The following is a 13910-nucleotide window of genomic DNA, read 5'->3' as shown; positions in this document are numbered from 1 at the left end:
CTCTCAGGCTGGATCACCACCGCCGGCGGCGCCACGCGCGCCCTGTCGGTGCAGGCGGGCCTGGCCGCCCTCCCCGCCCCGGCCGAGGCGGTGCTGGTCCATGACGCGGCGCGCCCCTTCGTGACGCGCGCCCACGTCGAAGCCCTGCTGGCCGCGCTGGCCGACGCCGACGGCGCGGTCCCGGCCCTGCCAGTCGCCGACACCCTCAAGCGCGGGGCCGACAGCGTTGTCACCGACACCGTCTCGCGCGACGGACTGTGGCGCGCCCAGACCCCGCAGGCCTTCCGCCACGGGCGCCTCGTCGCCGCCTACGACATGTGGCCCGGCGACGCCGAGCCGACCGACGACGCGGCCGTGGTGGAGCGCTCGGGCGGGACCGTACGCCTGGTCCCGGGCGACCCGCGCCTGATGAAGCTGACCTATCCGGAGGATTTCGCCATGGCCGAAGCGCTCGCCGGCACCGCCCGTCAGGTTCGCGTGGGCCAGGGCTTCGACGCCCATCGCTGGGGCCCGGGCGAGAGCGTGTGGCTGTGCGGGGTCGAGATCGCCCACGACCAGACCCTGATCGGCCACTCCGACGCCGACGCCGGCCTGCACGCCGTCACCGACGCGGTGCTGGGCGCGATCGGGGCCGGCGACATCGGCGACCATTTCCCGCCGACCGACCCGCAGTGGAAGGGCGCGCCCTCGGACCTGTTCCTGAAGCACGCGGTCGGCCTGGTGACCGCCCGCGGCGGCCGGCTGCTGAACGTCGACGTCACCCTGGTCTGCGAGCGGCCCAAGGTGAAGCCGCACCGCGAGGCCATGCGCACCCGCCTGGCCGAGATCCTGGCCCTGCCGCTGGACGCGGTCAGCGTGAAGGCCACCACCACCGAGGGCATGGGCTTCACCGGCCGCCAGGAGGGCCTGGCCGCCCAGGCTATCGCGACTGTAGAGCTGCCCGCTTCCTAGCGTCCTCCGCGTCGGCCTTCATGTCGCGCCACATGGCGCCGATCAGGTTGGTGTAGTCGTCGGTCCAGGCCCGGGTTTCGGTCGCCGGCGGAACCCACCAGCGGCTGTCGCCCTGGAAGGCGCGCAGCCCTTCCTCCGAGCGCGCCACGATCAGGGCCTCGGTCGAGGCCTCGATCATCGGCGAGCGCTTGTCCTTGGCCTTGAAGGCCGACAGCATCGCCGGCGCGCCGACCGCCCGCGCCGCCGCGATGGCCGGCGTGGTGATCTCCAGGTTGCGGTTGGACAGGTGCAGCAGCACCACGCCGTCCGGCTTCAGCACCCGCAGATAGCCGCGCAGGGCCTCCTCGGTCAGCAGGTGAACCGGCACCGAGTCCGACGAGAAGGCGTCGATCACCAGCAGGTCGAACTTGTCGGCCGGTTCGTGCGCCAGGCTCAAGCGGGCGTCGCCCAGCACCACCCCGACCGGCCCCTCGGCGCAGCGGCTGATGAAGCCGAAGCGGTTCGGATCGCGGGCGAAGCGCTCCACCAGCGGGTCGATCTCGTAATAGGTCAGGCTGTCGGCGGCGCGCTTGTAGGTCGCCAGCGTGCCGGTCCCCAGGCCGACCACGCCCACCACCGCGGCCGGCTTGTGGTTCTGCACCTTCAGCATCGCCTGACCGATCGGCGTGGTGGTGGCGTAGTAGAGCATGGGCACGCAGCGGTTCTTCGGGTCGACGATCTCCGCGCCGTGCATGGTCGAGCCGTGCATCAGCACGTGCACCGGTCCGTAGCGGACGTCGTCGTAGCGGGCGATGCGCAGCACGCCGAAGAAGCTGCGCTTGCTCTCGATCCAGTTGAACTGACCGGCCAGGCCCTGGGCGGACATCGACATGACCGCCAGCACCACGGTGAACAGCACCGGCCGTCCGCGCACCAGGATCGCGCACACAGCGGCGACGAGCAGCAGCGCGTGGCCGAGCATCACCCCGGTTTTCCACTCGTAGAACCGCGCCAGCGCCGGGTGGGCCTTGAGCAGGGCCAGCATGGCCGGCGCGATCGAGCAGACGGCCACCGCCGCGGCCAGCAGAATCCAGTCACGGCGGCCGAGCGGGCCGGCGGCGCGCGAGCGCGCCAGGGCGGCCAGCACCAGCACCAGCGGGTACTCGCGCACGACGTCGAAGACCACCGGCGCGACCAGGGCCGTAAAGGCCCCGCCGACCACGCCGCCCAGCGACAGCCACAGGTAGAATTCGGTCAGCCGGTCGGCCGGCGGCCGCCGCGCGGCCAGGGCCTGGTGGCACACCAGGGCGGTGGCGAAGAAGGCCGAAAGGTGCACGACGAACTGCAGGAGCGTCGGCAAGGTGGTGTTGAACGGCAGCCAGCTCACGCACACCGGCACGATCAGGGCGTGCGCCAGCAGCGCGATCCCCGGCGAAATCAGCGGCTTGGCCTGGAAGGCTATGACGAAGGTCAAAAGATACAGGGCCAGCGGCACGACCCACAGGAAGGGCGCCGAGGCCACGTCGGTGGACAGGTAGCTGGTCACGCCCAGCATCAGGCTGGACGGGGCGGCCGCCATCAGCAGCCAGACCAGCCGGCGCTTCCAGGCGATCGGTTCGGAGCGGGTCAGCGGCTCGTCCGCCACGGCGGCGTCACGGCTGCGCCACGCCAGGGCGGCGAGGCCCAGCATCATGACGACGAACACCAGATAGCCGCCGGTCCAGACCGCGGTCTGGCTCTGGAGCCTCAGCAGCGGCTCCAGCAGGACGGGATAGGCCAGCAGGGCCAGGAAGCTGCCGAGATTGCTGGCGGCGTAGAGGACGTACGGATTGGCCGCGTCAGGCTCGCCGGCCCGAACGCGCGCGTACCAGGCCTGCAGCAGGGGCGCGGTGGCCGACAGCACCGCGAACGGCGCCCCCACCGACAGGGCCAGCACGCCGAGCAGCCACACGATCGGCGCGTCCGGCGGCGGATCGCCCAGCACGCCGCTGACCCGCAGCGGCAGGAACAGCGCGGCCAACGCGAGGGCCGCCAGGTGCACGCCTACCTGGGCGCGCAGCGACCGCACCCGCTGCAGGGCGTGGGCGTAGGCGTAACCGGCCAGCAGCGCCGCCTGGAAGAACACCATGGAGGTGTTCCAGACCGCGGCCGACCCGCCGAGCTTGGGGAGAATCAGCTTCGCGACCATGGGCTGGACCACGAACACCAGGCTGGCGCTGGTGAACACGGCCAGGGCGAACAGCACCGGGGCCGTGCGCGCGACAGGGCGGTCCAGGACGACTTCGGTCATTGCGGGGCCTGCGACGTGGGTTCAGAACGAAGCCTGCCGCCAAGTCGTTAACGACCGACACCGCCGGGGTCCCGACCTTTCCATGTTTCCAGACGATATTGTAGCGCTCGCAAACGAGGTGCTCGAAGCCGCCAAAACCGCCGGCGTGAAGATCGCCACCGCCGAGAGCTGCACCGGCGGACTAGTGGCCGGGGCGCTCACCGCCATCTCCGGCTCGGCCGACGTGGTGGAGCGCGGCTTCGTCACCTATTCCAACGAGGCCAAGACCGAGCTGCTGGGCGTCGAGGCGCAGCTGATCGGCGACGTGGGCGCGGTGTCGGAACAGGTGGCGCGCGCCATGGCCAAGGGCGCGCTGGCCAACTCGCGCGCCGACCTGACGGTGTCGATCACGGGCATAGCCGGCCCGACCGGCGGCACGCCGTTCAAGCCGGTCGGCCTGGTGCACTTCGCCACCAGCCTTCGGGGCGGGTCGACCCGCCATCGCATGGAAGTGTTCGGCGCGCTGGGCCGGGAGCGCGTGCGTCAGGCCGCGGTCAAGCTGGCGCTGAACCTGCTGCTGGCTCGCCTGACGGAAATGCAGACGTCTCGGAGGCCGGAGCGGCCGCCGGTCGAGCGGCCGTGAGCGGCGGATAGAGCGCCATCGCCCGGCTCTCGAAGCAGGCGATCAGCTTCGCGACCGCCCGGTCGAAATTGGCCTGCAGCATCATGTCGAGCATCTTCGAGCGAAACTCGAAGTCGATGTCGAACTTGAGCAGGGTGCCGACCGGGTGCGGCGCGAAGGTCCAGCGGTTGGACAGCCGCCGGAACGGGCCGGCCAGCAGCGACACCTCGACCTTTTCCACGTCGCCGGAGCTGTCGCGGCGCACGCGGGTGGCGAACTTCTCACGCAGGAACGAAAAGCCGACCGTGGCCTCCGCGTCGAGGGTGCTGACGCCCTCCCGTTCGACGTGCTCGTTCCACACCCGCATCGAGGTGATCCACGGTACGAACTCGGGATAGCGCCGCACGTCGCCGACCAGCGTGTAGAGCTGCATCGGCGTGTACGGCAGCACGCGTTCGACGTGGTGCTGGGCCATCAGCGGCCCGCGAGTTTGGCGTCGCGCGCGGCGCGCAGCTTGGCGAAGTCTTCGCCGGCGTGGTGCGAGGAGCGGGTCAGCGGGCTGGACGACACCATCAGGAACCCCTTGGCGCGGGCGATCGCCTCGTACGCCTTGAACTCCTCAGGGGTCACGAACCGATCGATGGCGGCGTGCTTGCGGGTCGGCTGCAGGTACTGGCCGATGGTGATGAAGTCGACGCCGGCCGAACGCATGTCGTCCATCACCTGCATCACCTCCTCCTTGGTCTCGCCGAGGCCGACCATGATGCCGGACTTGGTGAACTGGGAGGGATCACGCTCTTTCACGCGTTCGAGCAGGCGCAGCGAGTGGTAGTAGCGCGCGCCCGGGCGGATCTTCAGATACAGCCGCGGGACGGTCTCGAGGTTGTGGTTGAACACGTCGGGCTTGGCGTCGATCACGACCTCGGCCGCGCCGTCCTTGCGCAGGAAGTCCGGGGTCAGGATCTCGATGGTCGTGCCCGGCGCCTGCAGGCGGATCTGACGCACCACCTCGGCGAAGTGCGCCGCGCCGCCGTCGGCCAGGTCGTCGCGGTCCACCGAGGTGATCACGACGTGGTTCAGGCCCATCTCGGCCACGGCCCGGCCGACCTTGACCGGCTCTTCCTGGTCCAGCGCCTGCGGCAGGCCGGTCTTGACGTTGCAGAAGGCGCACGCGCGGGTGCAGGTGTCGCCCATGATCATCAGGGTGGCGTGCTTCTGGCTCCAGCACTCCCCGATGTTCGGGCAGGCGGCCTCCTCGCACACGGTGTGCAGGCCCTTTTCGCGCACGATGTTGCGCGTCTCGTTGTACTGGCCGGAGCCGGGCGCGCGCACGCGCAGCCAGTCGGGCTTGCGCAGGACGGGGCTGTCGGGGCGGTTCTGCTTCTCGGGGTGGCGCAGCTCGCGCGCGACCGTGTCGATAACCGTGACCATGAGAGCTTCGCCCGACGCTTCTTACCGGAGCCGCCTATGTCGTCCTTTCGTCATGGGAGCGCAAGCATAGCTATGCCGTGACGACGCGCCGCGGTTCGCGTTAACCTACGCCCGATGCGCCGGCTCCTCGCCCTTTCGACGATCGCGCTCACGCTCGCAGGCTGCGGCCGCGACGGGCGCGAGCCGTTCTTCGAGACCCGCACCCCGCCGCAGGTCGGCCCGCGCGCCTGGCCGCCGGACGGCTGGGCCTGGGGCGCGATCCAGGTCGAGGGCGCGCCTCAGGTCCGCTACGGCGTGACCGCCTCGGCCGGCGTGCGCCGGGCCCACGTGGTGATCCTGCCCGGCTACGGCGAGAGCGCCGAGGTCTATTTCGAAACCGTCCGCGACCTGACCCGCCGCGGCTACACCGTCTGGGTGCTGGAGGCCGCCGGCCAGGGCGGCTCGGGCCGGTTCGGGCCGGGCCGCGACGTCGGCCGCTCGAAGGGCTTCGACAAGGACGCCGCCGCCCTGAAGGCCCTGATCGCCGACGTGATCCGCCCGGCGGGCACGGTCACCGTCGTGGTCGCCGCCTACGGCTCGGGCGCCCTGCCCGCCCTGCTGGCGGCCGAAGAAGGTCTCGGGCGAGTCGACGGCCTGATCGTCTGGTCGCCCGACGTGACGTCAAAACCCGCCGACCGTAACGCCGCGCGATTCGGAACAGGCGGCCTCAGGGTCGCCGGCGGCAAGGGCTGGACCCGCCCGGACCGCGACCTGAGCGCACGCTCGGCCCTGCCCGACGCCTGGCAACTGGCCAATCCGGACCTGCGCATGGGGGCGCCGTCGCGGGGCTGGATCTCCGCCCGGGAAAGCGCGGTGGAAGGCGTGCAGGCCGGCGCGGCGCAGGTCGCCCTGCCCGTCCTGACCTTGGCCCCGCAAGGGAATTCCGCCGCTGTCGAGCTCTGCCGCAAAGCCCCCGCCTGCCGCTCGGAATCCCTGCCCGCCGGGCCGGCGGCCGCCCATCTGGGCCCCGATTCCGCAAGAACGGTTTGGCTCCAACAAATGACAAGCTTCATCGAAGAACGTATCGCCGCGTCTCATCACGCGATGTGACAGACCTTTTCAACGGCAACGGGCAAGGTTAGCTTCGCGTTCATAAGAGTAGAAGAACGAGAGTCTTCGAGGAGGCAGCGCTCCATGCCGCGTGCTTTTGATGCGCGGGAAGGGGAACGACCGGTTTTCGACGCGTTGCTCGACGCACGCGCCCGGTTCGGCGGACACAAAGAAATCCTGGAAGACCAGGACCGCAAACCTCTGACCTACACCGGCCTTGTCCGCGCCGCCTTCGTGCTGGGTCGCAAGATCGCCGACATGACGACGCCGCAGGAGCACGTGGGCGTGCTGCTGCCGTCCAGCATGGGCGTGGTGGTCACCTATTTCGGCCTGCACGCCTTCGGGCGCGTGCCGGTCATGCTCAACTTCACGGCCGGGTCGCGCAACCTGAAGGCCGCGCTGGCGGCCGCCGGCGTGACGCGCATCCTGACCGCCAAGCGCTTCGTGGAGAACGCCAAGCTCGACGACCTGATCGCCGACCTGAAGTCGGTGGCCGAGATCGTCTGGCTGGACGACATCCGCGGCTCGATCACGCTGAAGGACAAGCTGTTCGGCCTCGCCGCCGGCTTCTTCCCGAAGCTGTTCCGCACGCCGACCTCGGCCAAGGATCCGGGCGTCATCCTGTTCACCTCGGGCAGCTTCGGCATGCCCAAGGGCGTGGTGCTGTCGCAGGCCAACCTGGTCTCGAACGTGCGCCAGATCGAGGCGCACATCGACCTCGACCCCAACTGGGTGATGTTCAACCCGCTGCCGACCTTCCACTGTCTGGGCCTGACCGGCGGCGTGCTGCTGCCGCTGCTGACCGGCATGAAGGCGTTCGAGTACCCCTCGCCGCTGCACACCAAGCAGATCCCGCCGCTGATGCGCGAGGCCAAGGCCTCGATCCTGCTGGCCACCGACACCTTCGTGAACCAGTACGCCCGCGCCGGCACGCCGGAGGACTTCGCCAGCCTGCAGTTCGTCGTCTGCGGGGCCGAGAAGGTGCGCGACGAGACCCACGAACTGTTCGCCCGCGACTTCAACGGCCTGCCCGTCCTGGAAGGCTACGGCGCGACCGAGGCCTCGCCGGTGATCGCGGTCAACCAGCCGAACGACAACCGTCGCGGCACGGTCGGCAAGCTGCTGCCGGGCATCGAGACCCGGGTCGAGCCGGTCGAGGGCATTCCGCACGGCGGCGTGCTGCACGTGCGCGGCGCCAACGTGATGGCCGGCTACCTGCACTGCGACGGCTCCAAGGGCATCGATGAGCCGGCCGACGGCTGGTATGACACCGGTGACGTCGTCGAGGTCGACCGTGAAGGCGTCGTGCGCATCCTGGGTCGGGTGAAGCGCTTCGCCAAGATCGGCGGCGAGATGGTCTCCCTGACCGCGGTCGAGGGCATCGCCGAGGCCGTCTGGCCGGACGGCCGCCACGCGGTCGTCTCCATCCCCGACAAGAAAAAGGGCGAGCGGCTGGTGCTGGTCACCGACCGGACCGACGCCGAGGTCGCCTCGCTCACGGCCTGGGCCCGCCGCCACGGCGCGCCCGAGCTGGCGGTGCCGAAGAAGATCCTGAAGGTGTCCGAAGTGCCGGTGCTGGGCACCGGCAAGACCGACTACGTGGCCATCCAGCAGATGGTCGAGCTCGAGGCGGAGGCGGCGTAAGCGCCCCCCGCCGCAGCGCGGGAGTGGAACATGCGTGATCTCGAGGTGTGGGCGCCGCGCGCCCTGGCCGTCCTGCGGATCGTCGCCGCCCTCCTCTTCGTCGAGCACGGCGCGCAGAAGCTGTTCAACTTCCCGCCCGGCGAGCACTTCGTCGGCTTCAACCTGACGGTCCTGCCCGGCTGGGCGGGCCTGCTGGAGTTCTTCGGCGGCCTGCTTCTTCTGCTCGGCCTCTTCACCCGGCCGGTCGCCTTCCTCCTGTCGGGCCAGATGGCGGTGGCCTACTGGATGGTCCACGCCCAGCAGGGGCCATTCCCCGCCAACAACGGCGGCGACGCGGCCATCCTGTTCTGCTTCGTGTTCCTCTACATCGTCGTCGCCGGCCCGGGCGCCTGGAACCTCGACGCCCGGATGACGCGCCGGCGGCGCTGATCGCGCTTCAGCCGACCTTCACGCCGGTCATGCTGATCGAGCCGCCCTCGATCACGTCGTTGAAGAAGCTCACCGCCTCCCCTTCGTCCTGCTGAGCGGCGACGTAGAGCAGCGGCAGGAAGTGCTCGGGCGTGGGCACCGAGGCCTGGGCGTCCTCGCCCAGCCGGATCCAGTTCACCAGGGTGTCGTGGTCGCCGTTCACGAGCGCCGCCTTGACCGCCTCGTTGAAACGCGTGGCCCAGTCGTAGGCGGCCGCGCCCGGCTCGCGCCGCCAGGTGCGCAGGTTGTGCACGAAGTCGCCGCTGCCGGCGATCAGCACGCCCTCGTCACGCAGCGGCCGCAGCTTGCGCGCCAGGGCGTAGTGGCCGGCCGCGTCCAGCCGGCGGTCCAGCGACAGCTGCACGACCGGGATGTCGGCCTTCGGGAAGGCGTGGACCAGCACCGACCAGGCCCCGTGGTCCAGCCCCCAGTCGCTCGCCCAGCGCACGCCGGGCCCGACCAGCTCGCCCACCCGACCGACCAGGGCGGCCGATCCGGGCGCGGGGTAGCGCACGTCGAACAGCGCCTGAGGGAAGCCGTAGAAGTCGTGGATCGTGCGCGGGTTTTCGTCGGCGGTGACCGCCGTCCCGTCGGTCTCCCAGTGGGCGGAGACCATCAGCACGGCCTTGGGCTTCGGCAGGTCGGCGCCGAGCTTGCGCCAGCCGTCGGCGTGCGGTCCGCCCAGCGCGTTCATGGGGCTGCCGTGACCGAAGAAGACGGCCGGCATGGGGGTCGAGGGAGTGCTCATGCCCCCTATGTAGGCACGAACTGTAGCTGTAACAGGCGCCGAATGTCAGCCGAACAGCTTGATCGCGATCTCGGCCACGTGCTTGCCCTGGAAACGAGCGCCGTCCAGTTCGTTGGCGCTCGGCTGGCGCGAGCCGTCGGACTTCGACAGCGTGGTCGCGCCGTAGGGCGATCCGCCGGTGATCTCGTCGTGCCGGCTCTGCCCCGCCCAGCTGTACGGCAGGCCGACGATGACGAAACCGAGGTGCAGCAGGGTGACGTAGCAGGACATCAACGTCGTCTCCTGCCCGCCGTGCTGGGTGGCGGTGCCGGTGAAGGCGCTGCCGACCTTGCCGATGGTCGACCCGTTCGCCCACAGCGGCCCGGTCTGGTCGATGAAGTTGCGCATCTGGGCGCACATGACGCCGTAGCGGGTGGGGGCGCCGAAGATCACAGCGTCGTAGTTCGCCAGCTCCAGCGGATCGGCGATCGGGGCTTCCTGGTCGAGCTTGTAGCCGGCCTTCTGCGCCACCTCGAGCGGGACCAGCTCCGGCACGCGCTTGACCGTGACCTGGGCGCCGGCCTCTCGGGCGCCCTGCTCCACCGCCCGCGCCATCTGCTCCAGATGGCCCCAGCTCGAATAGTAGAGCACCAGCACCTTGGCCATACGCGTCTCCTGCACGCCACGAACGAGACGCAACGGCAGGCGCGCGGGGGCGGTTCCGCAAAAGCAAAACGCCGCCCGGCGGGGCCGGGCGGCGTCGAAGCTCAGCTTGTGGCCGGGGTCAGATGTGCAGCACCTTGCCGTAGGCGTCGAGCACGGCCTCGTGCATGGCCTCCGACATGGTCGGGTGCGGGAAGACGGTGTTCATCAGGTCTTCCTCGGTGGTCTCCAGCGTCATCGCCACGGCGAAGCCCTGGATCATCTCGGTGACCTCGGCGCCGATCATGTGGGCCCCGATCAGGGCCCCGGTCTTGGCGTCGAACACGGTCTTCACGAAGCCCTCGGTCTCGCCCGAGGCGATGGCCTTGCCGTTCACGCGGAACGGGAAGCGGCCGACCTTCACCTCGCGCCCTTCCGCCTTGGCGGCGGCTTCGGTCAGACCGACCGAGGCGACCTGCGGCTGCGAGTAGGTGCAGCCCGGGATCGGGGCGTTGACGCCGGCGTCCTTCTGACCGGCGATGTGCTCGACCACGTGGACGCCCTCGTGGCTGGCCTTGTGCGCCAGCCAGGGCGGTCCGGCGCAGTCGCCGATGGCGTAGAGGCCGGGGACGTTGGTCTGGCCGTGCTTACCGGTCTTCACGTGGCCGCGGTCGAGGTCCAGGCCCAGCGCCTCGACGCCGATGTTCTCGAGGTTGGCGGTGATGCCGACCGCGACGATGGCGGCCTCGGCCTGCAGCTGCTCGGCCTTGCCGCCGGCTTCCAGGCTCAGCGTCACGCCCGTCTTGGACTTGTCCAGCTTGGTGACCTTGGCCGCCACGCGGAACTTCAGGCCGCGCTTCTCGAACGCCTTCTGGGCGGCGGCGGACACCTCGGCGTCCTCCACCGGCAGGATGCGCTCCAGCGCTTCCACCACCGTAACTTCCGAGCCCAGGGCGCGGTAGAAGCTGGCGAATTCGATGCCGATGGCGCCGGAGCCGATGACCACCAGCGACTTCGGGAAGAACGGCGCGTTCATGGCGTCGCGGTAGGTCCACACCCGCTCGCCGTCGCCTTCCAGACCGATGGCCGGGATGTGGCGGGCGCGGGCGCCGACGGCCAGGATGACGTTCTTGGCCTGGACGGTGCGGCTGCCGCCGGCCTTCAGGTCGATGACGACCTTCGGGGCGGACGCGCCCTTCTCCAGCTTCGCCGTGCCTTCGATCACCTCGATCTTGTGCTTCTTCATCAGGAAGCCGACGCCGCTGTTCAGCTGCTTGGCGACCTTGCGCGAGCGATCGACGATGGCCTTGAAGTCGAAGGACGCATTCCCGGCCGAGACGCCGTAGTCGCCCAGGTGGCTGAGCTTTTCGAAGACCTCGCCGGACTTCAGCAGCGCCTTGGTGGGGATGCAGCCCCAGTTCAGGCAGATGCCGCCCAGGTTCTCGCGTTCGACGATGGCGGTCTTCAGCCCCAGCTGCGAGGCGCGGATGGCCGCGACGTAGCCGCCCGGGCCGGAACCGATCACGATCAGGTCGAAGTCTTGGGCCATCCGCCACAACTCCAAAAGTCGTCACCCTCGGGCTGGTCCCGAGGGCCCATAGGTCAGCTTGCGCCCGGTCAGATGGGGAGCCGCGACCTCACACTCACATCGAAGCCTGTCGCGCCCAGCCCCGCCATGGGCCCTCGGGACAAGCCCGAGGGGTGACGGCGCTGGGCGGTCAGAGGCTTACGCCAGCATGGTCACCGGATCGTCCAGCAGGGCCTTGAAGACCTGCAGGAAGCGCGCGCCGACCGCGCCGTCGACCACGCGGTGGTCGCAGGTCAGGGTGACGCTCATCACCGTGGCCACGGCCAGCTGGCCGTTCTTCACCACCGGACGCTGCTCGCCGGCGCCGACCGACATGATGCAGCCCTGCGGCTCGTTGATGATCGAGGCGAAGTGCTTGATGCCGAACATGCCCAGGTTGGACACCGAGAAGGTGCCGCCCTGGAATTCTTCCGGCTTCAGCTTCCGCGAGCGGGCCCGCTCGGCCAGGTCCTTCGTCTCCTTCGCGATCTGCGACAGGGACTTGGTCTCGGCCTTGAAGATGATCGGGGTGATCAGGCCGCCGTCGATCGCCACCGCCATCGAGATGTCGGCGTTGTGGTGCATGGCGATGCCGTCGGGCGTGTAGCTGGCGTTGGCTTCCGGCACCGCCTTCAGCGCGTGGGCCGCGGCCTTGATGACGATGTCGTTCACCGAGACCTTCACGCCCTGCTTCTCCAGCATGGCGTTGATGCGGGTGCGGGCCTCCAGCAGGCGATCGATCTCGACGTCGATCGTCAGCGGGAAGTGCGGCACGTCGCGGAAGCTCTCGGTCAGCCGCTTGGCCACCGTGCGGCGCATGCCGTCCAGCGGGATCAGGTCGTAGGAGCCCGGCTTGATCCCCATCTGCTCCAGCGACAGCACCTGGCGCGGCTCGGCCGCGGCGGGCGCGCCCCTGGCGGCCGGAGCCTTGCCGGAGGCGGCGGCCTCGACGTCGCGCTTGACGATGCGGCCGCGCGGGCCGGAGCCCTGCACCGCTTTCAGGTCCAGGCCGGCCTGTTGGGCCAGACGCCGGGCCAGGGGCGAAGCGAACACGCGCTGGCCGTCGGCCTTGGCGGCCAGCGGCGCCGGCGCGGCGGCCAGCTTCGGCGCTTCGGCCTTGGGAGCCTCAGCCTTCGGCGCAGCGGCCGGAGCCGCCGAGGCGCCTTGGCGGGCCGGCTTGGCGGCCGGAGCCCCCTCGCCTTTCAGCCGCGCGATCGGCGTGTTGACCTTCACGCCCTGGGCGCCTTCCGGCACCAGGATCGCCTCGACCACGCCCTCGTCGACCGCCTCGACCTCCATGGTCGCCTTGTCGGTCTCGATCTCGGCGATGACCTGGCCGGCCTCGATGGTGTCGCCCGGCTTCACGTGCCACTTGGCGAGCGCGCCCTCCTCCATGGTCGGAGACAGGGCGGGCATCAGGATGTCCGTCATGGCCTGCGCTCCTTACCGGTAGGTGACGGACTTCACCGCCGCGACGACCTTTTCGACCGTCGGCAGGGTGAGCGCCTCGAGGTTGGCGGCGTAGGGCATCGGGACGTCCTCGCCGTGCACGCGGGCCGGCTGGGCGTCGAGATAGTCGAACGCCTGCTCGACCACGCGCATGGCCACCTCGGCGCCGACGCCGTGCGGGCCCCAGCCTTCCTCGACGGTGACCAGGCGGTTGGTCTTCTTCACGCTGGCGACGATGGTGTCGGTGTCCAGCGGACGCAGGGTGCGCAGGTCGACGACCTCGGCCGAAATGCCTTCGGCGGCCAGCGCCTCGGCGGCCTTCAGGGCCAGGCCGACCATCCGCGAGTGGGCGGTGATGGTCACGTCCGTGCCTTCGCGGCGGACCTTGGCCTTGCCGATCGGGACGATCCAGTCCTCGACCTCCGGCACGTCGAACTCGATGCCGTACATCATCTCGTGTTCGAGGAAGACGACCGGGTTCGGATCGCGGATGGCGGCCTTGAGCAAGCCCTTGGCGTCGGCGGCGTCGTAGGGCGCCACGACCTTCAGGCCCGGCACGTGGGCGTACCAGGACGAGTAGTCCTGGCTGTGCTGGGCGCCCACGCGGGCGGCCGCGCCGTTCGGACCGCGGAACACGATCGACGAGCGGATCTGGCCGCCCGACATGTACAGGGTCTTGGCGGCCGAGTTGATGATGTGGTCGATCGCCTGCATGGCGAAGTTGAACGTCATGAACTCGACGATCGGCTTCAGGCCGGCCATGGCCGCGCCCACGCCGACGCCGGCGAAGCCGTACTCGGTGATCGGGGTGTCGATGACGCGCTTGTCGCCGAACTCCTGCAGCAGCTCGCGGGAGACCTTGTAGGCCCCCTGGTACTGCGCGACCTCCTCGCCCATCAGGAAGACGTCGCCGTCACGGCGCATTTCTTCCGCCATGGCGTCGCGCAGCGCGTCGCGCACGGTGGTCTTGACCAGCTTGGCGCCGGCCGGGATCTCCGGGTCGTGCAGCTCGACCGCCGGCTTGGCCGGGGTCGGGGCCGGGGCCGGAGCGGCGGGCGTGGCGGCCTGCGGC

12 protein-coding genes and 1 pseudogene are annotated in these 13910 nt (G+C 70.1%); 5 read left to right on the top strand and 8 right to left on the bottom strand.

Annotated features, from left to right (window positions below):
* Window positions 1–951: bifunctional 2-C-methyl-D-erythritol 4-phosphate cytidylyltransferase/2-C-methyl-D-erythritol 2,4-cyclodiphosphate synthase (locus tag G3573_RS14190; protein ID WP_163261896.1), on the top strand; the 951-nt coding region annotated here is incomplete at its 5' end.
* On the opposite strand, the gene G3573_RS14185 is transcribed toward G3573_RS14190, so the two are convergent.
* Window positions 920–3220: a fused MFS/spermidine synthase gene (locus tag G3573_RS14185; protein WP_163261895.1), complete on the bottom strand. Its 2301-nt coding sequence runs from the start codon at window positions 3218–3220 to the stop codon at window positions 920–922. The two genes, G3573_RS14190 and G3573_RS14185, sit on opposite strands and share 32 nt — an antisense overlap.
* 82 nt (window positions 3221–3302) lie before the next feature.
* On the opposite strand from G3573_RS14185, the gene G3573_RS14180 reads away from it, so the two are divergent.
* Window positions 3303–3842: a CinA family protein gene (locus G3573_RS14180; protein ID WP_163261894.1), complete on the top strand. Its 540-nt coding sequence runs from the start codon at window positions 3303–3305 to the stop codon at window positions 3840–3842.
* Window positions 3843–3849: 7 nt separating this feature from the next.
* On the opposite strand, the pseudogene G3573_RS14175 reads toward G3573_RS14180, so the two are convergent.
* Window positions 3850–4296, bottom strand: a pseudogene (locus G3573_RS14175) (type II toxin-antitoxin system RatA family toxin); the annotation flags it as partial.
* Complete coding sequence (gene lipA / locus G3573_RS14170; protein WP_163261892.1) at window positions 4296–5252, bottom strand: lipoyl synthase; 957 nt, start codon at window positions 5250–5252, stop codon at window positions 4296–4298. The pseudogene G3573_RS14175 and the gene lipA, both read right to left, overlap by 1 nt.
* A 114-nt stretch (window positions 5253–5366) precedes the next feature.
* Between lipA and G3573_RS14165 the strand changes: the two genes are divergently transcribed.
* The 3 genes from G3573_RS14165 to G3573_RS14155 all read left to right on the top strand — a co-directional run bounded on the left by G3573_RS14165 (window position 5367) and on the right by G3573_RS14155 (window position 8414).
* Window positions 5367–6341, top strand: a complete 975-nt coding sequence (locus G3573_RS14165) for an alpha/beta hydrolase (protein ID WP_163261891.1) — start codon at window positions 5367–5369, stop codon at window positions 6339–6341.
* Between the two features lie 84 nt (window positions 6342–6425).
* A complete protein-coding gene (locus G3573_RS14160; protein WP_163261890.1) occupies window positions 6426–7985 on the top strand; it encodes an AMP-binding protein in 1560 nt (519 codons plus the stop codon).
* A 30-nt stretch (window positions 7986–8015) separates the two neighbouring features.
* On the top strand, window positions 8016–8414 hold the full coding sequence (locus G3573_RS14155) for a DoxX family protein (RefSeq protein WP_163261889.1): 399 nt from the start codon (window positions 8016–8018) through the stop codon (window positions 8412–8414).
* 7 nt (window positions 8415–8421) lie between these two features.
* Here G3573_RS14155 and ygiD read toward each other — a convergent pair whose 3' ends face one another.
* From ygiD to G3573_RS14130, 5 genes are all read right to left on the bottom strand, one after another.
* A complete protein-coding gene (gene ygiD / locus G3573_RS14150; RefSeq protein ID WP_205598261.1) occupies window positions 8422–9201 on the bottom strand; it encodes a 4,5-DOPA dioxygenase extradiol in 780 nt (259 codons plus the stop codon).
* Window positions 9202–9246: 45 nt separating this feature from the next.
* Window positions 9247–9846 carry an NAD(P)H:quinone oxidoreductase gene (gene wrbA / locus G3573_RS14145; protein WP_163261888.1) on the bottom strand — a complete coding sequence of 200 codons (600 nt, stop codon included), beginning with the start codon at window positions 9844–9846 and terminating at the stop codon, window positions 9247–9249.
* Window positions 9847–9964: 118 nt separating this feature from the next.
* Window positions 9965–11371: a dihydrolipoyl dehydrogenase gene (gene lpdA, locus G3573_RS14140; protein WP_163261887.1), complete on the bottom strand. Its 1407-nt coding sequence runs from the start codon at window positions 11369–11371 to the stop codon at window positions 9965–9967.
* Between the two features lie 177 nt (window positions 11372–11548).
* Window positions 11549–12820, bottom strand: a complete 1272-nt coding sequence (locus G3573_RS14135) for a pyruvate dehydrogenase complex dihydrolipoamide acetyltransferase (protein WP_163261886.1) — start codon at window positions 12818–12820, stop codon at window positions 11549–11551.
* A gap of 12 nt (window positions 12821–12832) precedes the next feature.
* Window positions 12833–13910: pyruvate dehydrogenase complex E1 component subunit beta (locus G3573_RS14130; protein ID WP_163261885.1), on the bottom strand; the 1078-nt coding region annotated here is incomplete at its 5' end.

The sequence above is a fragment of the Caulobacter sp. 17J65-9 genome, assembly GCF_010975005.1.
Taxonomy (GTDB): domain Bacteria; phylum Pseudomonadota; class Alphaproteobacteria; order Caulobacterales; family Caulobacteraceae; genus 17J80-11.
The sequence above is the reverse complement of the archived record's forward strand: the minus strand, read 5'-3'. Positions and strand labels throughout refer to the sequence as shown.